Source organism: Burkholderia pseudomultivorans (genome assembly GCF_001718415.1).
GTDB lineage: Bacteria > Pseudomonadota > Gammaproteobacteria > Burkholderiales > Burkholderiaceae > Burkholderia > Burkholderia pseudomultivorans_A.
On sequence record NZ_CP013378.1, the window covers coordinates 2027418 to 2050617 of the forward strand.

The following is a 23200-nucleotide window of genomic DNA, read 5'->3' on the forward strand; positions in this document are numbered from 1 at the left end:
ATCGCGGATCGTCCGCTCACGCGGAACCGGGAGTCGCCCGAGGGGGGCCGCCGGCCGGCGGCGCCGCTTCGCTGCGCCGCGGTGCGGCGTGGCCCGCGCCGGGCGTGCCCGTGCCCGCGGCCGGGTCGGCGTCGTGCGCGGTGAGCCGTTCGCGCACGAAGCCGATATGCTCGCGCAGCACGTAGAACTGGCCCGCATACGCGAGCGGCATCTTCATCCGGTTTACGGATTCCTCGATGTCGTCGAGCTGGTCGAGCAGCTCGACGCGCTCCTCGGGCGTGTGCTCGCCGAGCGCGCTGCGCTCCAGCGCGATCAGCGCGCCGTACCAGCGGTAGATCCGCGAGCGCACGCGCCAGCCGTACAGCGACGGCACCAGCCGCAGCCCCGGGATCAGCACGACGATCAGCGGTACGACGACCACCAGCAGGCGATCGACGAGGCTCGCGACCCAGAACGGCAGCCGCCGGTACAGGAAGGTCTTGCCCGACTTGTAATAGCGCGCCGCGTCGTCGGACAGCGGGAAGCCGCGCGTGTCGGGCGACGGGAACTCGCCCGCATGCTGCAGGATCGTCGCGTGGCCGTGCACTTCGCGCGCGGCCTCGATCAGCAGGTCGGACAGCGCGGGATGCAGCGTGTCGCGCGCGACCAGGTCGATGGTCGGCGCGAGCGTGTGCAGATCCTCGGGCGGCAGGTTCCGGCCGAGGTCGTAGACGCCCATCGGCAGCGTGATCGCGGTCAGGTACGGGAAGCGCCGCGCATACGCCTCGGCCTGCGTAAACGAATACATGTGCACGCCCGGCGTGCGGAACAGCTTCGCCATGACCGGAATCTGCGTCGAGTCGCCGGACAGGAACGCCGCGTCGATCTTGCCGTCGAGCAGCGCGGCGGCCGCGTCCTCGCCGCCGGTCGGCAGCAGCTGGGTCGGGCCGCCCGGCACGATGCCGTTCATCTTCAGCAGCGCCAGGCTCAGCTCGCGTGCGCCGCTGCCTTCCGCGCCGAGCGCGAGCCGCTTGCCCTTGAAGTCGGACAGGCGCGCGACGATCGGGCCGCGGTACATGATCGCGAGCGGCACGTAGCCGATGCTGCCGAGCGACACCAGATGCTCGTCGCGTTCCTTCGTGCCGATGCCGCTCTGCACGAAGCCGACGTCGACCGGCGCGTTCGGGTTCATCAGCCGCGACAGGTTCTGCGCGGATCCTTCGGACGATTCGACGTCGAGCGTGATGCCGTTTTTCGCGAGGATCGCCTTGTATTTCTGCGCGGCGTTCCAGTACGTGCTGCCGGGCGGCCCGGCCGAGATCACGAGCGTGGACGGCGGCGCCGGCTGGATCAGCTTGACCGCGAGCCAGACGGCGGTGGCCGCGAGCAGCACGGTCGGGCCGATCGACAGCGCGAGATCGCGCCACGACACCGCGACGAAGCGGGCCAGGATGCGGCGTGGCGGGCGGGGACGGTCAGGTTTCATGGGGCGGCGGATGACGCGGGTATGACGCATCGATGACGGCGGCCGTCGACGATGCGGGTTCTCGCGGCGATGGTAACCGGTTTCGCCGCACGCGCGCGAGCCGGGGAGGCGGCTGGCGACCCGGCGGCCGGCGCGGCGCGTCAAAAGCTTTGACGCTTCGGCGGGCGCTGGATTACATTGTGCGACGCAGCCGCGCCCGACTCGCGCGACCCGGCAAGCGACCAGACCGGGCGCGTCCGGCCGGCGGCTGCCCGGTCCGGCCGGCCCGCTTTCGCGCGCGCCGGCTGCCGGCCCGTCTCGCCTCTCTCGCATCGCCGTGGAAATCATCGGCCGTCCCGCCCGTTCGCGCGCGGGCCGGCTGCCTTTGGGGGTACCCGGCCGTCCTGTGCGCGGCCGTTCCGGAGTGACAAGGAGATAGCATGAAGTCGATCGTGTTGAGAGCGTTGGGCGTTGCCGCGGTGGCGGCCTGTCTGTCGGGCAGCGTGTATGCGCAGTCGAGCGAGCCGGCGGCGACCGAGGCGCCGGCCGCCGCGACGAGCGCACCGAAAGCCGCCGCGAAAACCGCGAAGAAGGCGAACCGCAAGCTCGGCTACGCGGTGCGCAAGGCGATTTCGAAGGAATCCGGCGAGAACGTGTCGAACCTCGTCGTGCGTTCCAAGGGCGGGGCGATCACGCTGGAGGGCACGATGCCCGACCAGTCGCAGATCGACAAGGCCGAAGCCGCGGCCAAGGGCGTGAAGGGCGTGACGTCGGTCACGAACAAGCTGACCGTCCAGCAGCAGTGACGACGGGCCGCGGCGCGTGAGCGCCGCGCAGGCCCGCCGACGGGCGGGCGCCGGCATGCCGGCGCCCGTTTGCGCTTGCGATGCCGTGCGCCGCGCCCGACGCGGCGGCGGCCGATAACGATATCGAGGGGGCGGCGATGACGAGGCTCGGGTGGGGCAGGCGGATTCTTTTCGGCGCGGCGCTGGCCGCGGTCGCGGTGCTCGGCGCTTGCAACGGCGACGAGACGGCCGAGCGCAACCGGCTGCCCGGCTTCGTCGCGGGCAGCGTGCGCACGACGGCCTATGACGGCGCGAGCGACGACCTGCTGACGGCCGGCCTCGGCAAGACCGGTCTCGCGAGCGCGACCGCGCCGGCGTTCGCGAATCCGTCGCGGCCGACGGCCGCCGAGCTGCGCCGGCTCGCGATCTGGTCGAACTACCGCGCGCTTGTCGACATGAGCGCGAACGGCGGCTACGGCCGTTTCTGGGGGCCGAACGTCGATCTCGACGGCAACGACACGCTCGGCGAAGGCAAGATCCCCGGCACCGAATATCTCGCGTATTCCGACGACGGCAGCGGCCGCAAGAACGTGACCTTGCTCGTGCAGGTGCCCGCGAGCTTCGATCCGGCGCAGCCGTGCATCGTCACGGCGACGTCGTCGGGTTCGCGCGGCGTGTACGGCGCGATCTCGGCGGCCGGCGAGTGGGGGCTCAAGCGCGGCTGCGCGGTCGCATACAACGACAAGGGCGGCGGCAACGGCGCGCACGAGCTCGGCAGCGACACGGTCACGCTGATCGACGGCACGCTCGCGAATGCGGTGCTCGCCGGCAATGCGAGCCTGTTCACCGCGAACGTGTCGAGCGCCGATCTCTCGACATACAACAGCCAGTACCCGAACCGCTACGCGTTCAAGCACGCGCATTCGCAGCAGAATCCCGAGCAGGACTGGGGGCGCGTGACGCTGCAGTCGGTCGAGTTCGCGTACTGGGCGCTGAACGAGCAGTTCGGACCGCTGATCGACGGCACGCATCGCGGCGTGCGCTATCGCGCCGGCGACATCACGACGATCGCCGCGTCGGTCAGCAACGGCGGCGGTGCGTCGCTCGCGGCGGCCGAACAGGACAGCCGCGGCTGGATCACCGCGGTCGTGGTCGGCGAGCCGCAGGTCAACGTGCGGATGTCGCCGAACGCGGTCGTGCGCAGCGGCGGCCAGCCGGTGCCGTCGTTCGGCCGGCCGCTCGCCGACTACGCGACGCTCGCGAACCTGCTGGAGCCGTGCGCGGCCGCGTCGGCGTCGCTCGCGGGCGCGCCGTATCTCACGGCGCTGCCGGCCGCCACCACGCAGTCGATCCGCACGCAGCGCTGCGCGACGCTCGCCGCCGCGGGCCTCGTGTCGGGCAGCGACACGCAAAGCCAGGCCGCCGACGCGCTCGCGCAACTGCATGCGGCCGGCTATCTCGCCGATTCGGACCTGCTGCAGGCGCCGATGTGGGACTCGCAGGCGATTCCGGCGATCGCGGTGACCTATGCGAACGCGTACACGCGCTCGCGCGTCACCGACAACCTCTGCAACTTCAGCTTCGCGACGACGAATGCGGCCACCGGCGCGGTCGCGCCGCCCGCCGCGTCGCCGATGCCGGCCGTGTTCGGCGCCGGCAATGGCGTGCCGCCGACGGCCGGGATCAATCTCGTGTTCAACACAGGCGCGGGCGTCGACCACCGGCTCGCGACGCCCGACGCGAGCTTCGCGGGCGCGCTGTGCCTGCGCCAGCTGTGGACCAACGGGATGCTCGGGATGCCCGCGAACGTCGACGCGGTGCGCGTGAACGCGAACCTGCAGGGCAAGCCCGCGATCATCGTGCAGGGCCGCAGCGACGCGCTCGTGCCGGTCAACCACGCGTCGCGCGCCTATGTCGCGCAGAACGGCATCAGCGAAGGCAGCCGCAGCCGGCTCGTGTTCTACGAGGTGACGAACGGCCAGCACTTCGATGCGTTCCTGCCCGTCGCGGGCTTCGACACGCGCTTCGTGCCGGTTCACTACTACAACCTGCAGGCGCTGAACCTGATGTGGCGGCACCTGAAGAACGGCGCGCCGCTGCCGCCGTCGCAGGTGATCCGCACGGTGCCGCGCGGCGGCACGCCGGGAGCGGCGCCGGCGCTGACGAGCGCGAACCTGCCGCCGATCTCCGGCGCGCCGGGCGCGAACGCGATCACGGCCGGCGCCGGCGTGATCGACGTGCCGCTCTGAGTGCGCGGCGCGCCGCCGCAACCTGGCCGGACCTGCGTCCGGCCTTTTTCTTTTTGGCGCGTGGAATCGGTCCCGCAGCGGTCTTTCTTCGAATGGCGAGCGCTGTAACAAATTATTACTTTACGCCGTAAAACCCCGAACTTAATATGCGCCGGTATTTTCACTTAATTTAATAAATTCGATAGAGACAATATTCCTTTCCATTTAATTAAACGATCCTTTCGATTTTGTTAGATCGGCTCGGGCTGCGACTGATTGCCATTCGGCGATTAATCGGCGCCTCGTCGACGGGAGGGTTCGTCCATACGCAGCGAAACTGCCTGGCGCGGCGGATTTCGCGGGGGCAGTTATTGCCGTCGATTATCGATGCGAGTACGGCGGAATCGTCGGTCGGACGTACGCCGGATTATTGATTTGTCGTTTGCAATGGAATTGATTCCATCGATTTCATTGTGCAGTTGCGGAATAAGGGTGGGGTAAATCGTGCCGGTCGGTATTCGCCGAGCCGGTAAAAAACTCGGAGTGCGTCGCATAACGAATGCATTCCTGGTGCGGAGCGCCGGCGCAAATGATCCTTTGCGACCGGCGGTATTTATCGTTCTGTTCGAGAGGCAATAATGACGACACTGAAGTCCTTGAAAGACGGTTTCGCGCTATTCGGAACGACACTGAGCGCGCCGCTCGCCGCGGCCACGGCCGCGGCGCTGCTCGTCACCGGTTGCGGTGGCGACGACGGGCCGAGCCCGGCTGCCGCGGCCGCGGCGGCCGCCGCGACGGCGCCGACTTCCGGCAGTGGCAGCTCGTCCGCCGGCAGCAACGCGACGACGGCCGCCACGGCCGACCAGCCGTACGTCGACACCGACGTCTACGGCACCGGCCCGAACGACGCGGTCACGGATTCGACGGAAGGGGCGGCCGTCGTGCATCGCCAGATCACGATCGGCGGCAAGACCGTCAAGTACACGGCCACCACCGGCCATCTGACGACGATCGACCCGATCACGTCGGCGCCGAACGCGAAGATGTTCTACGTCGCGTACACGCAGGACAATCCCGATCCGTCGAAGCCGCGCCCGGTCACGTTCTTCTACAACGGCGGCCCCGGTTCGTCGTCGGTCTACCTGCTGCTCGGCTCGTTCGGGCCGAAGCGCCTGCAGTCGTCGTTCCCGAACTTCACGCCGCCCGCGCCGTACAAGCTGCTCGACAACCCGGACAGCCTGCTCGACCGCACCGACCTCGTGTTCATCAACCCGGTCGGCACCGGCTACTCGGCGGCGATCGCCCCGGCGAAGAACAAGGACTTCTGGGGCACCGACCAGGACGCACGATCGATCGACCGCTTCATCCAGCGCTACCTGACCAAGTACTCGCGCTGGAACTCGCCGAAGTTCCTGTACGGCGAATCGTACGGCACCGCGCGCAGCGCGGTCGTGTCGTGGGTGCTGCATGAGGACGGCATCGACCTGAACGGGATCACGCTGCAGTCGTCGATCCTCGACTACGCGAACGCGCTGTCCGCGCCGGGCACGTTCCCGACGCTCGCGGCCGACGCGTTCTACTGGAAGAAGACGACGCTCAACCCGACGCCGACCGATCTCGACGCGTACATGGTGCAGGCGCGCAACTACGCGGACAACACGCTCGCGCCGCTCGCGCAGAAGCCGAACCCGCAGGACGGCGGCTTCGTCAACGTGCGGCTGAACCTGAACCTGCAGACGGCGCAGCAGATGGGCTCGTACATCGGCACGGACCCGACGTCGCTGATCCAGACCTTCGGCAATCCGGCCGCGCTCGGCAACGTGCCGTCGTCGGATGACAACCCGCCGTACACGTTCTTCCTGACGCTGGTGCCGGGCACGCAGATCGGCCAGTACGACGGTCGCGCGAACTTCACCGGCAAGGGCATCGCGCCGTACATCCTGCCGAACTCGGGCAGCAACGATCCGTCGATCACGAACGTCGGCGGCGCGTACACGGTGCTGTGGAACAGCTACATCAACACCGACCTCAAGTACACGTCGACGTCGTCGTTCGTGGACCTGAACGACCAGGTCTTCAACAACTGGGACTTCAGCCACATCGACCCGACCGGCGCGAACAAGGGCGGCGGCAATACGCTGTACACGGCCGGCGACCTCGCGTCGACGATGAGCGTGAACCCGGACCTGAAGGTGCTGTCGGCGAACGGCTACTTCGATGCGGTCACGCCGTTCCACCAGACCGAGCTGACGCTCGCGCAGATGCCGCTCGATCCGACGATCAAGGCGCAGAACCTGACGATCAAGAATTACCCGTCCGGTCACATGATCTATCTGAACGACGCGTCGCGGACCGCGCTGAAGGCCGATCTCGGCAACTTCTACGACGGGATCCTGGCGAACCGTACCGCGCTGCAGCGCGTGCTGAAACTGCAGGCGCGCACGCAGCAGCTGCGTCAGCAGCAGCTCCAGCAGCAGGGGCGCTAAGCCCGACGGGCGGGGCAGCCCGCTGCGCGCGGTTCGCCGCCGCGCGGGGCGGGCCGCCGGTCTCCTGCAACGACGACAGCCCGATCGGCGATGGCCGGTCGGGCTGTTTTTTTCATGTAGGGAAGGGGCGGCGGGGCAGGCTCAGGCGAGCACGAGCCGCACGCCGACCGCGACCAGCGTCGCGGCGAGCAGGTTGCGCAGCAGCCGCTCGGGCGCGCGCGCGGACAGCAGGCTGCCGAGCACGATGCCGGGCAGCGAGCCGAGCAGCAGCGACAGCAGCATCGACCAGTCGACCGAGCCGAGCAGCCAGTGGCCCATGCCGGCGACCAGCGTGAGCGGCACGGCATGCGCGATGTCGGAACCGACGATGCGGGTCGTCGCGAGGGCCGGATACAACAGCAGCAGCACGGTGACGCCGATCGCGCCGGCGCCGACCGAGGTCATCGACACCAGCACGCCGAGCACGGCGCCGGTCAGTACCGTCGACCACAGCGTGCGGGCGGGGCTCGGCGCGAGCGGGTTGCGCGCGGCGAACGCGGCGAGCTGCGGCCGGAAGATCAGCGCGAGCGACGTGAGCAGCAGCGCGATGCCGAGCACGAGCTGGATCGTCCGCGCGGTGCCCGGCGAATTCACCCCGTGCGTATGCAATACCCACAGCGTGACGGCTGAGGCCGGGACGCTGCCTGCGGCGAGCCGCCCGGTGATGCGCCAGTCGATCGAGCCCTTCAGGCCGTGCACGAGCGTGCCGGTGGCCTTGGTCGCGGCCGCGTACAGCAGGTCGGTGCCGACCGCCGTCGCGGGATGGACGCCGAACAGCAGCACCAGGATCGGCGTCATCAGCGAACCGCCGCCGACGCCCGTCAGGCCGACGAGGACGCCGACGAACAGGCCGGACAGGGAGTACAGCAGATCGATATGGGGAAGCGACATCGGCAGCAGGCAGTTGTGCGGCGTTCGGCGGCGGCGCGTGGGTCAAAGTCCGCCATTGTCGCAAAAGTGGCGGTTCGGTGTACGACTGCGTTAAAAATCGGTCGGCGCGCGCTTCCGGCGGCGGTGTGCGGTCGCAGATGAAACGGGCGTTTGAATGGGCACGGGCGGGCGCGTCGTACCAGGGCGCGGCGGGCCGATGGACCGCTATCGGCGGGTGCGGCGCGGATTGAACGGTGCGAAAGGCGCGCCCGGCGCGGAGGGAGAGACGACGCGGCGCAGGCCGCATCGTCCCGTCGAGGCGCGCGGATCAGTGCATCGCCGGGCCGACCCCGCCTTCGACGGCATCCTGCCGCCGCGCCCGCAGCGCGAGACCGATCAGCGCGGCCGCCGCGGCGAACGCCGCGCCGAACGCGAACGCCGTGTGGTAGCCGCCGTTCAATGCGTCGAGCGGGGCGGCGCGGGCGGCCGTCAGCGCGTCGGTGCGCGCGGCCGCGAGGCTCGCGAGTACCGCGAGGCCGAGCGCACCGCCCATCATGAAGGCGGTATTGACGATGCCCGACGCGAGGCCCGAGTCGGCCGGATCGACGTCGCTCATCGCCGCGAGCAGCATCGGGTTGAACGCGATGCCCGCGCCGATGCCGAGCAGCGTCATGCCCGGCAGCACGTGCCAGACGAAGCCGCCGTCGACCGGTGCGCGCGAGAACAGCGCGAGGCCGGCCGCCGCGATCAGCAGGCCGGCCGCGAGCGGGCCGCGAATCCCGAAGCGCATCACGATCCGCGCGGACAACCCAAGCGAGAACGCGGCCATGATCAGGTTCGCCGGCAGGAACGCGAGGCCGACCTGCAGCGGCGCGTAGCCGAGCACGCGCTGCATGTAGAGCGCGGACAGGAAGAACCACGCGAACATCGCGGCGGCCCACATCACGCCGATCACGTTCGCGAGCGCGACGTTGCGTGCGCCGAACAGCGTGAGCGGCATCAGCGGATGCGCGACGCGCGCCTCGATCGCGACGAACAGCGCGAACAGCACGACGGCCGCGCCGATCAGCGCGACGGTCTGCGTCGACAGCCAGCCGGCCTCGTTGCCGCCGACGATGCCGTAGACGGCGAGCATCAGCGACGCGGTCACCGTGATCGCGCCCGCGACGTCGAGCCGCGCGGCGCCGGCCGGCGCGCGCATGCGCGGCAGCAGTGCCACGCACAGCGCATAGACGGCGAGGCCGATCGGCAGGTTGACGAGAAAGATCCAGTGCCACGACAGCGTGCTGGTCAGCAAGCCGCCGAGCAGCACGCCGATGCTGCCGCCGCCCGCGCAGACGAAGCCGTACACGCCCATCGCGCGTGCTCGTTCGCCGGGCTCGGTAAACAGGTTCATGATCAGCGACAGCGATACGGCCGACACGATCGCGCCGCCGAAGCCCTGTACCGCGCGCGCGGCGATCAGCATCGCCTGCGACTGCGCGAGGCCGCAGGCGAGCGACGCGAGCGTGAAGACGACGAGTCCCGCGAGGAACATGCGCCGCTGTCCGTACAGGTCGCCGAGCCGGCCGCCGAGCAGCAGGCAGCCGCCGAAGGTCAGCAGGTACGCGTTGACGACCCAGACGAGCGCGGTTTCGGTGAAGCGGAGATCGGTGCTGATCGACGGAAGCGCGACGTTCACGATCGTGCTGTCGAGCACGATCATCAGCACGCCGAGACAGAGGACGATCAGCGCATACCAGCGTCTTTCGCCGTGGATGCCGTGGGTCATTGGCTTGCCGCCTTTTGATAGTTATTTGAAAGGCTGCATTCTAGTCGGCATTCGCGAAGGCTTCCTGCCGGTTTGTGGCAGCAGCGTCGCGTAGTGGTCGGTGCGACGCCGCTGCGGCACATCACGCGCGCCCCGGCAGTTCGCAGCCGTCGGGGCCGCATGCGGCCGCGTCGCCGCCGGCGGGTTCGACGACGCCGTCGCGCCACGCCTGGTCGAGCGCCTGCGCGAACACGTCGGCCGGCTGCGCGCCCGACACCGCGTAGCGGCCGCCGAACACGAACAGCGGCACGCCGCGCCCGCCGATCTGCGCGGCGCGTGCGATGTCGGCGTCGACTTCGTCGCGATACGCGTCGCTGCGCAGCACCGATTCGACGGCCGAGCGCTCGAGCCCGGCGTCGACGGCGAAATCGGCCAGTTCGGCGTGATCGAACAGCGAGCCGTGCTCGCAGAAATAGGCGCGATACAGCCGCTCGGTCAGCGCATGCGCGCGGCCGGTCGCTTCTGCGAGCTTGACGAGCCGGTGGCCGTCGAGCGTGTCGCCGACGAAGGTGCCGGGCAGGTCGTAGCGCAGCCCGACGCTCGCGGCCGCGTCGGTCACCTGGCGCAGCATCTGGTCGACCTGCGCGGGCGACATCCGGTACTTGCCGGCGAGCATCGCCTCGACCGGCTCGACCGGCTGGCCGGGCATCAGCCGGTACGCGCGCAGCGCGACGTCGACGCGGTCCGCGTGTGCGAACGCGGCCAGCGCCTCGTCGAAGCGGCGCTTGCCGATCCAGCACCACGGGCAGATCAGGTCGGACCAGATTTCGACGGTGAGGGTCGGGCGGGCAGTCGGGGCGGGGGCGGTCGGCATGGGCGGCTCGAGGCGATAAAAAATGTAACCGAGACTATATCATTTTTGCGATTCGATGCCGCGGCGCGGCAGGCGGGGGCGCCTCAAGCATAGTCGCGCAAACCGCTTCCCGAAAGGGCGGGCGACCGGCCATGCGACGCGGGGGCCCTTGCCGCTACGCGTCGCCCTGCGTGTCCTTCAGGTGCTTCAGGTGCTTGTAGACCGTCGCGCGCCCCATGCCGAGCACGTTCGCGACGTAGTTCGCCGCGCTCTTGCCGCGAAACGCGCCTTCCGCATGCAGCGCCTCGACGAGCTCGCGCCGGTGCTCGCGCGTGAGCCCGTTCAGCCCGATCTGCCGCTCGCGCAGCCAGCCGTGCAGGAACGTGTTGATGCGTTCCTGCCAGTCGTCGCGGAACAGTTCGTCGGGTTGCGCGACGACGCCCGCGCCCTTGATGAACAGGTCGAGCGTCGCGCGCACTTCGTCGAACACCGCGATGTTGAAGTTGATGCACATCATCCCGGCCGGGCGGCCGTCGTCGTCGAACAGCACGTTGCTCACGCAGCGCATGCGCCGGCCGTCCCAGTTCAGCTTCTCGTACGGGCCGATCACGCGCTCGCGCGCCGAATGGTCGATTTCCTCGAGCGCGGAATCGTCGCCGACCTCGCGCTTCGACAGGTTGTTCGCGAGATACAGCACGGTCTGGTCGTGCAGGTCGTGGATCACGACTTCCGCATACGGGAAGAACAGCGCCGCGATACCGTCGGCGAGCGGCGCATAGCGGGTGAGCAGCAGGTCTTTGACGGGGGATTTCTTCTTGCGCATCGGAATCGCGATCTCGGGTGGGCGGGAGCCGGGCGGCATGTCGGGCCGGCGCGCCGGGGCGTCGGCGGCAGGCAGGCCTGCGGCGGGCGCGTCGGCGGCACGCAGATGCGCGTGCTCGCGCCGCGCCGCGGTTGCGCCATTGTATCGGCCCCGCGGGCGCGTGACGCTCATGCGCGCATCAGGTGCGTATACAGCGCGTGCGCGATCGCGATGTCCTCGAGCCCGAGGCCGATCGAGCGGAAGAACGCGTGACGCGTGCGCGACGGCGCCGCGCAGGTGCCGGCGACGAGCGCGGGCAGGTCGCCGACGATCCGCTCCGGCGTCCAGCCGTGCTCGGCCGCGGCGATCTGCATCTCGCCCGCGCTCGCGGGCGTCGTGTGCCGGTAGTCGCAGTACACGTCCATGTCCGGCAGCCACGCGGGCGGGATCTCGTGCGCCCGTGCGACGTTGGTGCTGATCGACGTGACGAGCGCCGGGCGCGTGAGCATGTCGTCGCCGAGCACGGGCGTGCCCGACGACGTGCACAGCATCACCACGTCCGCGTCGCGCACGCAGGCGGCGATGCCGTCTGCCGGACGCGCGCGCGGGTCGAGCTGCGCGAGCGTCGCCTGCAGCGCCGTGTCGCCGGCGAGCGCGGGCGAGTACACGCGGATCGTGTCCCAGTCGCGCAGCGCCGCCGCATGCCGCAGATGCGCGAGGCCGACCGCGCCGGCGCCGACGATCGCCAGGCGGCGCGCGTCGCGCGGCGCGAGACAGTCGACCGCAAGCGCCGTCGTGCCGGCCGTGCGCTCGACCGTCAGTTGCCCCGCGTCGCACCACATCAGCGGCTGGCCGGTGCGCATCGACATCAGCGCGGTCCACGCGGTGACGATCGGGCGCCCGCCGGTCACGATGTACGGCGACAGCTTCGCGCCGAACACCTGCTCGTCGGCGAGCGCGCCGAGGTACGTGATGAAGTCGCCGGCCTGGCCGGGGAACAGCGTGAGCGTCTGCGGCGGCTGCACCGCGTTCGCCGACGCCAGCGACGCGAACATGCGGCGCAGCGTGCCGAGCACGTCGAGCGACGGCAGCGCCGCGCGCACCGCGGCTTCGTCGACGGTCAGCGGCAGGGTCGGGGCGGTTTGCGTCATGAGGACATCTCCGGTCGGGGCCGGACGACACAGTCTCGCGACGCGGCGTCCGGCGGTGTTTGTTGTGGAATAAAAGTCTAATATAGACAAATAAAGTCTGGCCAGTGTTTCTTTTCAGGGCGGCCGGCAGCGGCGTCCGGACGGAAAAACCTCGATGAATCAAGGGGGCAAGCGGAACACGGCGATCCGGATGCATGTCGGGGGAGACGCGATTATCATATCCCCTATAGTCTATAGTAGACTTTCAGTCTATATTTTGCGTCCCGACGGCCTGTCGCCGCGATGCGGCGGGCCGTGCTGCCGGCCGGTCCGTCGCGCTGCCGGCGGCGTCTCGCCCGATTTTCATCGCCTCAATCCAGAAGGACCCGTCATGAACTGGAAGCTTTCTATCTGCGCCGCCGCGGCGCTTGCGTGTTCGGCCATCGCGGCCCATGCGGAACAGGCCACGTTGCGCTTCGGGATCGAAGCCGCGTATCCGCCGTTCGAGAGCAAGACGCCGGCCGGCCAGCTGCAGGGTTTCGACGTCGACATCGGCAACGCCGTGTGCGCGAAGCTCAACATGAAGTGCGCATGGGTCGAGAATTCGTTCGACGGGCTGATTCCGGCGCTGCAGGCGCGCAAGTTCGACGCGATCAACTCGGCGATGAACATCACCGCGAAGCGCAAGCAGAGCATCGACTTCACGCCGGCGATCTACGTGGTGCCGATCGTGATGGTCGCGAAGCGCGGCTCGCCGCTGCGGCCCGATGTGGCGAGCCTGCGCGGCAAGCATGTCGGCGTGCTGCAGGGCTCGTCGCAGGAGGATTTCCTGAAGGCGCACTGGGCCAATGCGGGCGTGGCCGTCGTGTCCTATCAGGACCAGGACCAGATCTATGCGGATCTCGTCGCCGGTCGGCTCGATGCGGCGGTGCAGGAAGCGCAGACCGCGCAGGACGGCTTCCTCGACAAGCCGGCCGGCCGCGACTACCAGATCGTCGGCGATCCGCTGAAGGATCCGGCGACGCTCGGTGAGGGCACCGGCTTCGGGATGCGCAAGGGCGACAAGGCGCTGCAGGCGAAGATCGTCGGCGCGCTCGACGCGCTGAAGAAGGACGGCACGCTGAGCGCGCTGTCGCAGAAGTATTTCAAGCGCGACATCATCGCCAGGTAAGCACGGCCGCGCGCCGGCCGCGGTGCCGGCGCGCGTCGCTTCGAATCTCGACGCGGTACGGAAAAGCATGGATTTCGACGTCATCGTTCTGGGGGCCGGCATCGTCGGCGTGTCGTCGGCGCTGCATCTGCAGGATCGCGGGCTGCGCGTCGCGCTCGTCGACCGGCGCGGGCCCGGCGAGGAGACCAGCCACGGCAATGCGGGGCTGATCGAGCGCTCGTCGGTCGTGCCGTACGCGTTTCCGCGCCGGCTCGGCACGCTGCTGCGCTATGCGCGCAATCGGTCGGTCGATCTTTACTGGGATTACCGCGCGCTGCCCGCGTATGCGGGCTGGCTCGCGCGCTTCTGGCGCGAATCGTCGCCGCCGCGGCTCGCGGCTGCGGCGCGCGACCTGCTGCCGCTCGTCGCGGCGAGCGTCGTCGAGCACGACGCGCTGCTCGCGCGCACCGACGCGCAGCCGCTGGTGCACGACGGCGGCTGGATCGAGGCGTTTCGCTCGCCCGCGCTGTTCGACGCGGAGACGCGCGTGCAGCAGCGCGTCGCGGCCGAGCACGGGCTGCGCATGACGGTGCTCGACGCGCGCGCGCTGCGCGAGCGTGAGCCGGGCATCAGCGACGCGTTCTGCGGTGCGTTTCACTGGCAGGATCCGAAGACGGTTTCCAGCCCGGGCGGTCTGACGAAGGCCTATGCGCGGCTGTTCGAACGCGGCGGCGGCACGCTGGTGCGCGGCGACGCGACGACGCTCGTGCAACTGCGCGACGGCTGGCGGGTCGCCACCGAACACGGGCCGGTCGCGGCCCGTTCGGCGGTGGTCGCGCTCGGCCCGTGGTCGGATCATGTGTTCGCGCCGCTCGGCTACCGGATTCCGCTGCGCGCGAAGCGCGGCTATCACATGCATTACCGGCCGACGCGCACGCCGCTGAACGTGCCGGTGTGCGATACCGAGCAAGGCTTTGTGGTCGCGCCGATGGAGGGCGGCCGGCTGCGGCTCACGACCGGCGTCGAGATCGCGCTGCGCGGCGCGCCGCCGACCGGTGTGCAACTGGCGCGCGCGGAGCCGCTCGCGCGCGACGCGTTCGGCATCGGCGAGCGACTCGATCCTGAGCCGTGGCTCGGGATGCGCCCGTGCACGCCGGACATGCGTCCGGTAATCGGCGCGGCGCCGCGCCATCGTCATCTGTGGTTCGCCTTCGGCCACTGTCATCACGGGCTCACGCTCGGCCCCGCGACCGGCCGCCTGCTCGCCGAAATGATGACGGGCGCGCCGACCTATATCGATCCGCGTCCGTACCGGCCCGAGCGCTTCGGTTGAGCGCGGGCGCTTCCGCACGCGCCGCCCGCTCGCCGCTGGCCGCGATGCGGGCGACACAATTTTTCATTCTGTTGTCCGTATCACCGGAATGCGCGGCAATGGAAATGGTCTGCGTAATAATACGGAAAGAAATCGCGGAATAATAAAACCAGAAAACAAGCGATTTACTAATGCATTTTCATTGGCCGAATGCGCAACGGAAAGCCGCTGCGCGAGCCGATCTGCCGTGCGTTCATGAACGGATGTTCGGGCATGGGCGCCGATGTACCGGAACACGTTACTGCAAGCCGCGCAAACGTTACGTTACATCCGCTTTCCCGCCGCATTTTTCCTCATACGATTTCGCGTCGTGGCAGCGGAATTTCGCCTGAAATTCACGTTGAAATCGTTATTGCCTTGCAATAGCCCGACGAATCACGCCGATTTATCCAAGTGGCACGCTTCGTGCAATCCGTCCCCATGCTTTATCAACGTAGTGCCAACCGAGATGAGGTAAATAAAGATGGGGAAGAATTTTAAATTGACGGGCGCGGCGCTGGCGGTAGCGACGGCGTTTGGGGGACTGGCTTCGGGTTCTGCGATGGCGGGCGCGCTCGACGCGCTGCCGGTGCCGCAGATCATCGTGAATCCGCCGACGAATACGGTATCGGTGGGGCTCGCGGCGACGGGCACGTCGCCGCTGGGCTCGGTCACCGTGGCTGCAGGCGGATCGGGCTCGATCCAGACGTCGCTCGGCAATCCTGCGCAGGTGCTGTCGGGGGCGGTGGGCGCGGTGACGGGCGCGCTCGGTGGCGGCGGCACGGTGTCGCCGCTGACGCCGGTGCAGGGCGTGGTGGATCAGGTGACGGGGGCGCTGGGCAGCGGTAACCCGGCGGGGGCACTGACCGGTGCGCTGAATACGGCGACGGGGACGCTGAGCAATGCGGTTGGCACGGTGACGGGGACGCTCGGCGGGGTGGGCGGCGGTGCGAATCCGCTGGCGCCGGTTCAGGGTGTCGTGAATCAGGTGACCGGTGCGCTGGGTGGCGGGAATCCGGCTGGCGCGTTGACGGGTGCGCTTGGCACGGTAACGGGCGCGTTGGGCGGCGTCGGTGGTGGCGGGGATCCGCTGGCGCCGGTTCAGGGCGTGGTGAATCAGGTGACTGGTGCGCTGGGTGGCGGAAATCCGGCTGGCGCGCTGACGGGCGCCCTGGGTACGGTAACTGGCGCACTGGGCAGCGTTGGCGGTGGTTCGAACCCGCTGGCGCCGGTTCAAGGTGTCGTGAATCAGGTGACCGGTGCGCTCGGCGGCGGCAACCCGGCCGGCGCACTGACGGGCGCCCTGGGTACGGTAACTGGCGCACTGGGCAGCGTTGGCGGTGGTTCGAACCCGCTGGCACCGGTTCAAGGTGTCGTGAATCAGGTGACTGGTGCACTCGGCGGCGGCAACCCGGTCGGCGCACTGACGGGCGCCCTCGGCACGGTAACGGGTGCACTGGGCAGCGTCGGCGGCGGCTCGAACCCGCTGGCGCCGGTTCAAGGTGTCGTGAATCAGGTGACCGGTGCGCTCGGCGGTGGCAACCCCGCTGGCGCACTGACGGGTGCGCTGGGTACGGTAACCGGGGCGCTGGGTAGTGCCGGTGGCGGCTCGAATCCGCTGGCGCCGGTTCAAGGCGTGGTGAATCAAGTGACCGGTGCGCTCGGCAGTGGCAACCCCGCTGGCGCACTGACGGGCGCCCTTGGCACGGTAACGGGGGCACTGGGCAGCGTTGGTGGTGGTTCGAATCCGCTGGCGCCGGTTCAAGGCGTGGTGAATCAAGTGACCGGTGCGCTCGGCAGTGGCAACCCCGCTGGCGCACTGACGGGCGCCCTTGGCACGGTAACGGGGGCACTGGGCAGCGTTGGTGGTGGTTCGAATCCGCTGGCGCCGGTTCAAGGCGTGGTGAATCAGGTGACCGGCGCGCTCGGCAGCGGCAACCCCGCTGGTGCACTGACGGGTGCTCTTGGCACGGTAACGGGTGCACTGGGCAATGTCGGTGGCGGCTCGAACCCGCTGGCGCCGGTTCAGGGCGTTGTGAATCAAGTGACCGGTGCGCTGGGCAGCGGCAATCCGGCCGGCGCACTGACAGGCGCCCTCGGCACGGTAACGGGTGCACTGGGCAACGTCGGGGGCGGCTCGAACCCGCTGGCGCCGGTTCAGGGCGTTGTGAATCAAGTGACCGGTGCGCTTGGCAGCGGTAACCCGGCCGGGGCGCTGACGGGTGCTCTTGGCACGGTCACTGGTGCACTGGGCAGCGTGGGTGGCGGCTCGAATCCGCTGGCACCGGTGCAAGGCGTCGTGAACCAAGTGACCGGTGCACTGGGCAGCGGCAATCCGACCGGCGCATTGACCGGTGCTCTCGGGACAGTTACCGGCGCACTCGGCAATGTCGGCGGCGGCACGAACCCGCTGACGCCGATCCAGAACGTCGTCGACCAGGTGACGGGTACGCTCGGCAGCGGCAATCCGGCCGGCGCACTGAGCAACGCGGTGAACACGATCACCGGCACGCTCGGCAACGTCGGCGGCGCATCGGGCCCGCTCGCGCCGGTCCAGGGCGTCGTGACGCAACTCGCGGGGACGCTCGGCAACGACAACCCGGCCGGCGCACTGACGGGCGCGCTGAATTCGGTGACGGGCACGCTCGGCAATCTCGGCGGCACGAATCCGCTGGCGCCGGTGCAGGGTGTCGTGAACCAGGTCGTCGGCACGCTGTCGGGTGCAGCAGGCGGCGGCAGCCCGATCACGCCGATCACGAACCTCGTCAGCGGTCTGCAGAATGCGCTGCCGACGGGTGGCAACGCCGCCGGCGCGCTGACCGGTGCGCTCGGTTCGGTGACGGGTGCACTCGGCAGCCTCGGCAGCTCGAACGCGCTGGCACCGGTACAGGGTGTCGTGAACCAGGTCGTCGGCACGCTCGGCAGCAGCAACCCGACCGCCGCGCTGAGCAATGCGGTCGGCACGGCGACGGGTGCACTGGGCGGCGCAGTCAATGCCGTCACGGGCGCGCTCGGCAACCTCGGCGGCGCGAACGCGCTGGCGCCGGTGCAGGGCGTGGTGAGCCAGGTCACGGGTGCGCTCGGCAGCCTCGGCGGCGCGAATCCGCTGGCGCCGGTGCAGGGCGTCGTGAACCAGGTCGTCGGCACGCTGTCGGGCGCGGCAGGCAGCAACCCGATCGCGCCGATCACGAACCTCGTCAGCGGCCTGACGGGCGGCAGCAACCCGGCCGGCGCGCTGACCGGTGCGCTGGGTTCGGTGACGGGCGCCCTCGCGAACGGTCCGGCGGCCCTCGGGCAGGCGGCCGGCGCGTTGTCGGGCGCGGCAGGTTCGACGGCGGCGGCGGGCGGCAGCCTGCTCGGCTCGGGCGCGAGCGCGGCGGGCAGCACGGCGGGCAGCACGGCGGGCGCGGTCAGCTCGGTGCTGACGGCGGGCGGCAATTCGGCGGCGACGGTCGTCAATGCGGTCGGCACGACGCTCGGCTCCGTGCCGAGCCTGTCGGTTTCGTCGCATTCGAACGGCAGTTCGGCGAACAACCCGCTGGCTCCGGTGTCGACGCTGCTGCAGTCGCTGACGGGCGCACTGCCGAAGTAAGCGGCCACGGCCGGCGCGCGGCGGCGTTCCGTCCGCCGCGCGAAACGGACGCGCAACGCGGCATGACAGCGATGTCATGCCGCGTTGTCATTGGGCGGCCCGTTTCTTTCACCGCAAGCGTCGCTACCGGTCCGCCGCGCCGCCGGCGGGCACGGCGCAGAAAGGCATGCCCGACCTCCGTTTAGATACCGAGTCACGGCGCGATCGCGCAGCGCGATAATGGTCGAAACGCAACGGCCGTCCCGTCCGGCGATGCCGCGTAATGGCGCGACGCGCGCGAACGGGCGTCATCCGGATGCCAACCGCCACCGTGCCGACGGCGGTGCCGGCAGCCAGACCGGCGGTTGCGAATGCGCCGCGGGTCGGCGACGCCCGTCGGCATGCGCGAGCGACGGATGCGCACGGACGACGGGACCGACGCGGCCAGGGAGCACACGATGAAGGCGACGACGGCGGTTCTGCTGGTGGCGCTCGCGATGGGCGCCGGGCTCGCGCGCGCGGACGACGACACGCCGGTGCGCGTACCGGTCGACGCCGACGGCGTGCAGCGGGTCGCGATCGTCGGCGGCAGCTATTTCTTTCGGCCGAAGCACGTGATCGTGCGCGCGCAACTGCCGGTCGAACTGACTGTATCGGCCGAGCCCGGCATCGTGCCCCACAGTTTCGAAATCGACGCGCCGCAGGCCGGCATCGCGATCCACACCGAACTCGGCACGACGCCGAAGACGTTTCGCTTCACGCCGACGCAGCCGGGCCGCTTCGCCTACTATTGCACGCACCGTCTGCTGTTCTTCAAAAGCCATCGCGAGCGCGGGATGGAGGGCGTGCTCGACGTCGAGGCGGCGCCATGATCGCCGCATTGCTGGCCGCAAGCCTGTTAGGAGCGAGCATGACCGCCGATCCCGTCACCGTTGCGCAGACCCATTTCGAACACATCCGCTCGTATCGCGCGACGATCCGTTCGTCGTCGCGCAGCGGCGAGCGCACCGAAATGCACTATGCGTACCTGAAACCCGGCTTTGTCCGGATGGATTTCGTCGAACCGCATCGCGGCGCGGTGCTCAAGTACGACCCGGACGACGGCAAGGTGCGGCTTCGTCCGTTCGGCGAACATACGCTGCCGGCGTTGACGCTGTCGCCGGCCAACCCGCTGGTGCGCGATCGCAGCGGCCATCGGGTCGACCGGTCGGACGTCGGCGAATTGCTGCGCAACGTCCACGCGCTGCAACAGGGCGGCGCGACGGTGACCGAGGGCGAGGAGACCGTCGGCGGCCGCGCCGCGCTGCGCGTGTCGGTGACGGGTGCGCCCGCGCACGCGGTCGACGGCGTGCATCGTTACCGGCTGTGGCTCGACACGCAGGACGGTTTCCCGCTGAAGGTCGTCAGCTTCGCCGGCGACGACGACCGGCCGCTCGAAACCGTGACGCTCGACGACGTCGAGATCGACGTCGCGTTTCCCGATCGTTTCTTCGCACCCTGATTTCGCGACACGACGGATGTGGCGCGCCGGAGGCGGCATGGCGGAATACCGGTTCTCGACGACGTGGCGCGTCGACGCGCCGCTCGCGGCGGTCTGGGACGCGATCTACCAGGTCGACCGCTGGCCCGACTGGTGGAAGGGCGCGGTGCGCACCGTCGAGCTCGAGCCGGGCGACGCGCGCGGCGTCGGCGCGCTGCATCGCTATACGTGGAAAGGCGCGCTGCCATACCGGCTGAGCTTCGACATGCGCGTGCGGCGCGTCGAGCCGCCGCATACGCTGGAAGGGCGCGCGAGCGGCGCGATCGAAGGCGACGGCCGCTGGCGCTTCGCCGCCGACGGCGCCGGCACCGTCGTGCGCTACGACTGGCACATCCGCACGCAGGCGCGCTGGATGAACTGGCTGGAGCCGATCGCGCGGCCGGTATTCAAATGGAATCACGACGTCGTGATGCGCGAAGGCGCGAAAGGGCTCGCGCGCCTGCTGGGCGCGACGGTCGAGAGCGACGGCCGGATCTACCGGCCCGTCGCGGGCGCCGGCTGCGCCGAGTCGTGAGCGCGTCGCGCGCTCAGCGCGCGTAAGCCATCACCGCGCCGTCGACGACGAGCGCGACGCGTTCGCCGACCGTCGGGCACCGATGCCCGGGCACGCGCGCACGCACAAGCGTGTCGGGCGCGGCCTCGACCCGCGCGAGCACGTCGGCGTCCTGGCCCGCGAACTGCGTGGCCTCGACCGTTGCCGCATGGCCGCGCGCGGCATCCGGATCCGCGATCGGCACGATGCCGATCTGCTCGGGACGCAGCATCGCATCGGCCGGCCCGTCCGGCAGCAGCGCGACGAGCGGCAACTCGCCGAGCGCGCACGCGATATGGCCGGCGCGCACCTGGCCCGCCAGCAGCACGGCCTGCCCGACGAACGACGCGACGTCGCGCGTGACCGGCTGCCGGTACAGCGTCTGCGGCGCGGCCGTCTGCACGAGCCGGCCCTGCCACAGCACCGCGACTTCGTCGCCGAGCGTCATCGCCTCGGGCTGGTCGTGCGTGACGAGCACCGACGTCGCGCCGGCCGCGGCCAGCGCATCCGCGACCGCGCTGCGCGTCTCGTGCCGCAGCGACGTGTCGAGCGCGGAAAACGGCTCGTCGAGGATCACGAGCGACGGCTCGGGCGCGAGCGCACGCGCCAGCGCGACGCGCTGCTGCTGTCCGCCGGACAGCTGCTGCGGCGCGCGGCTCGCGTACGATGCGGGCAGCCCGACCATCTCGAGCAGTGCGTCGACGCGATGACGACGCCGCCGCGCCGCGCGCGGCAGCCCGAACGCGATGTTGTCGGCGACCGACAGGTGCGGAAACAGCGCGCCTTCCTGCGGCACGTAGCCGATCCGCCGCTGCTCGGGCGGCAGGTGCAGGCCGGGCGCGGCGACCCGGCGGCCGTCGATCTCGACGATGCCGCGCTCCGCGCGCTCGAAGCCGCACAGCACGCGCAGCAGCGTCGTCTTGCCGCTGCCGGACGGGCCGAGCAGCGCAAGCCGCGAGCCGCGCCGCACCGTGAGATCGATGTCGTGCAGCACGGTATGCGAGCCGAACGATTTGGACAGGCCGTGTATGCGTAATTCGCTCATGAGCGGTTCCGGGACAAGGGGCTCAGCGGCGCACCGACGCGCGGCCGAGCAGCAGGAACAGCAGGCCCGACGCGGCCAGCGACAGCGCGACGAGCAGTGCCGCATAGGGCGCCGCGGCCGCGAACGCGAGCGTCGCGGTATCGCTCCACACCTGCGTCGCGAGCGTGCGCGTGCCGATCGGCGACAGCAGCAGCGTCGCGTTCAGCTCCGTCACGACCGAGACGAACACCATCGTCGCGGCCGCGCCGAGGCCGGGCGCCGCGAGCGGCAGCACCACGCGCGTCAGCGTCGCGCGCCAGCCGAGGCCGAGCGCGCGCGCGGTTTCCTCGAGCCGCACCTGCACGTGCGACAGCGCCGCGCGCACGCTGACGGCCGCGAGCGGCAGGAACAGGATCGCGTACGCGGCGACGAGCGCCGGCGCGCTTTGATAGAGCGGCTGCAGCAGCCGTACGGTGATCGACACGGTCGCGAGCGCGACGACGATGCCCGGCACGCCCTGCACGGTCATCGCCGTGCGTTCGAGCAGCGTCGCGATGCGGCCCGGATGGCGCACCAGCAGGAATGCGAGCGGCAGCGCGAGCAGCGTCGTGACGGCCGCCGCCGCGAGGCCGTAACCGCTCGACGCGAGCGTGGCCTGCCACAGCAGTTCGGGCGACACGTCGGCCGGCGTGACGGCGGCCGCGCCCTGCTGCGTGAGCCAGTAGCCGATCGTCGCGAGCGGCACGCCGAGCGTCGCGGCAGCGAGCGCGGCGAAGGCCGCGACGACGGCGAGCCGGCCGCGTCCGAGCGGATAGCGCATCGCGACGCGCCGCGCCGCGCGGTGCGTATGGCCGTAGCGCGCCCGGCCGCGCGCCCGCGCTTCGATCGCGAGGCACAGCAGACACAGCGCGATCAGCACGCAGCCGAGCAGCGATGCGCCGCCGCCGTCGAACGCGGTGCGGTATTCGGCGTAGATCTCGGTGGTGAAGGTGCGAAAGCGCAGCAGCTGGAACGCGCCGAACTCGGACAGCACGCCGAGCGCGACGAGCAGCATGCCGCCGCACAGCGCCGGGCGCAGCTGCGGCAGCACCACGCGGAAGAACGTGCGCCACGGCGAGCAGCCGAGCGTGCGCGCGCTTTCCTCGAGCGCGGGGTCGAGCTCGCGCAGCGCGGCGGCGACCGGCAGGTAGACGAGCGGGAAGTACGCGGAGCCCAGCACGATCAGCGCGCCGAGAAAGTCCTGCAGGTCGAGGCTCAGCGACACCCATGCATAGCTCGTGATGAACGGCGGCACCGCGAGCGGCGCGGCGGCGAGCGCGGTCCACAGCGGCCGCCCCGGCAGGTCGGTGCGCTCGATGAACCATGCGACCGCGGTGCCGAGCAGCGCGCAGACGAGCGTCGCGGCGAGCGTGATCGACAGCGTATTGACGAGCAGCTCGCCGACCAGCGGCCGCCACAGCAGCTCGATCGCGTCGTCGACGCCGAAGGTCGCCGCGCGATACAGCGTAAAGCCGAGCGGCAGCAGGATCGCGAGCGGCCCGCAGGCGGCCGCCGCGACGAGCGCGCGCGACGGCCGCCGCCGCGCTGCGCCGCGTGCGTCGTCGTCGTGCGCGGCGCGGGCCGTGCGGGACACGGCGTCGCTCAT

General features: G+C 70.1%; 17 protein-coding genes. 9 read left to right on the plus strand and 8 right to left on the minus strand.

The window, feature by feature from the left end; translation table 11 throughout:
• Positions 1 to 16: 16 nt before the first annotated feature.
• Positions 17 to 1465 carry a TAXI family TRAP transporter solute-binding subunit gene (locus tag WS57_RS21645; RefSeq protein ID WP_069244817.1) on the minus strand — a complete coding sequence of 483 codons (1449 nt, stop codon included), beginning with the start codon at positions 1463 to 1465 and terminating at the stop codon, positions 17 to 19.
• Between the two features lie 419 nt (positions 1466 to 1884).
• On the opposite strand from WS57_RS21645, the gene WS57_RS21650 reads away from it, so the two are divergent.
• From WS57_RS21650 to WS57_RS21660, 3 genes are all read left to right on the plus strand, one after another.
• Positions 1885 to 2250, plus strand: coding sequence for a BON domain-containing protein (locus tag WS57_RS21650; RefSeq protein ID WP_040126745.1), 366 nt, complete (start codon positions 1885 to 1887; stop codon positions 2248 to 2250).
• Positions 2251 to 2387: 137 nt separating this feature from the next.
• Entirely contained in the window at positions 2388 to 4478 is a 2091-nt protein-coding gene (locus WS57_RS21655; protein WP_059519405.1) for a D-(-)-3-hydroxybutyrate oligomer hydrolase, read from the plus strand.
• Positions 4479 to 5095: 617 nt separating this feature from the next.
• On the plus strand, positions 5096 to 6943 hold the full coding sequence (locus WS57_RS21660) for a S10 family peptidase (protein WP_059602698.1): 1848 nt from the start codon (positions 5096 to 5098) through the stop codon (positions 6941 to 6943).
• Positions 6944 to 7084: 141 nt separating this feature from the next.
• On the opposite strand, the gene WS57_RS21665 is transcribed toward WS57_RS21660, so the two are convergent.
• The 5 genes from WS57_RS21665 to WS57_RS21685 all read right to left on the minus strand — a co-directional run bounded on the left by WS57_RS21665 (position 7085) and on the right by WS57_RS21685 (position 12408).
• Positions 7085 to 7873 (minus strand): sulfite exporter TauE/SafE family protein, encoded by a 789-nt coding sequence (locus WS57_RS21665; RefSeq protein ID WP_009690400.1) that lies wholly within the window; start codon positions 7871 to 7873, stop codon positions 7085 to 7087.
• Positions 7874 to 8180: 307 nt separating this feature from the next.
• On the minus strand, positions 8181 to 9623 hold the full coding sequence (locus WS57_RS21670; RefSeq protein ID WP_069244818.1) for a DHA2 family efflux MFS transporter permease subunit: 1443 nt from the start codon (positions 9621 to 9623) through the stop codon (positions 8181 to 8183).
• A 121-nt stretch (positions 9624 to 9744) separates the two neighbouring features.
• Complete coding sequence (locus WS57_RS21675; protein ID WP_069244819.1) at positions 9745 to 10476, minus strand: DsbA family oxidoreductase; 732 nt, start codon at positions 10474 to 10476, stop codon at positions 9745 to 9747.
• A 154-nt stretch (positions 10477 to 10630) separates the two neighbouring features.
• Complete coding sequence (locus tag WS57_RS21680; RefSeq protein ID WP_069244820.1) at positions 10631 to 11449, minus strand: helix-turn-helix transcriptional regulator; 819 nt, start codon at positions 11447 to 11449, stop codon at positions 10631 to 10633.
• Positions 11446 to 12408, minus strand: a complete 963-nt coding sequence (locus tag WS57_RS21685; protein WP_069244821.1) for an ornithine cyclodeaminase family protein — start codon at positions 12406 to 12408, stop codon at positions 11446 to 11448. The genes WS57_RS21680 and WS57_RS21685 overlap by 4 nt, the downstream gene beginning before the upstream one ends.
• Positions 12409 to 12778: 370 nt before the next feature.
• Between WS57_RS21685 and WS57_RS21690 the strand changes: the two genes are divergently transcribed.
• The 6 genes from WS57_RS21690 to WS57_RS21715 all read left to right on the plus strand — a co-directional run bounded on the left by WS57_RS21690 (position 12779) and on the right by WS57_RS21715 (position 20513).
• On the plus strand, positions 12779 to 13558 hold the full coding sequence (locus WS57_RS21690; protein WP_009692413.1) for an ABC transporter substrate-binding protein: 780 nt from the start codon (positions 12779 to 12781) through the stop codon (positions 13556 to 13558).
• A gap of 67 nt (positions 13559 to 13625) precedes the next feature.
• Positions 13626 to 14870 (plus strand): NAD(P)/FAD-dependent oxidoreductase, encoded by a 1245-nt coding sequence (locus WS57_RS21695; protein ID WP_069244822.1) that lies wholly within the window; start codon positions 13626 to 13628, stop codon positions 14868 to 14870.
• 502 nt (positions 14871 to 15372) lie between these two features.
• Positions 15373 to 18480, plus strand: coding sequence for a beta strand repeat-containing protein (locus WS57_RS21700; RefSeq protein WP_069244823.1), 3108 nt, complete (start codon positions 15373 to 15375; stop codon positions 18478 to 18480).
• A gap of 437 nt (positions 18481 to 18917) precedes the next feature.
• On the plus strand, positions 18918 to 19331 hold the full coding sequence (locus WS57_RS21705; protein ID WP_069245464.1) for a quinol oxidase: 414 nt from the start codon (positions 18918 to 18920) through the stop codon (positions 19329 to 19331).
• Positions 19328 to 19960, plus strand: a complete 633-nt coding sequence (locus tag WS57_RS21710) for a LolA family protein (RefSeq protein ID WP_069244824.1) — start codon at positions 19328 to 19330, stop codon at positions 19958 to 19960. The genes WS57_RS21705 and WS57_RS21710 overlap by 4 nt, the downstream gene beginning before the upstream one ends.
• 37 nt (positions 19961 to 19997) lie before the next feature.
• Positions 19998 to 20513 carry an SRPBCC family protein gene (locus WS57_RS21715; protein WP_069245465.1) on the plus strand — a complete coding sequence of 172 codons (516 nt, stop codon included), beginning with the start codon at positions 19998 to 20000 and terminating at the stop codon, positions 20511 to 20513.
• 13 nt (positions 20514 to 20526) lie between these two features.
• Here WS57_RS21715 and WS57_RS21720 read toward each other — a convergent pair whose 3' ends face one another.
• Entirely contained in the window at positions 20527 to 21576 is a 1050-nt protein-coding gene (locus WS57_RS21720) for an ABC transporter ATP-binding protein (protein ID WP_069244825.1), read from the minus strand.
• A gap of 22 nt (positions 21577 to 21598) precedes the next feature.
• Entirely contained in the window at positions 21599 to 23200 is a 1602-nt protein-coding gene (locus WS57_RS21725) for an ABC transporter permease (protein WP_069244826.1), read from the minus strand.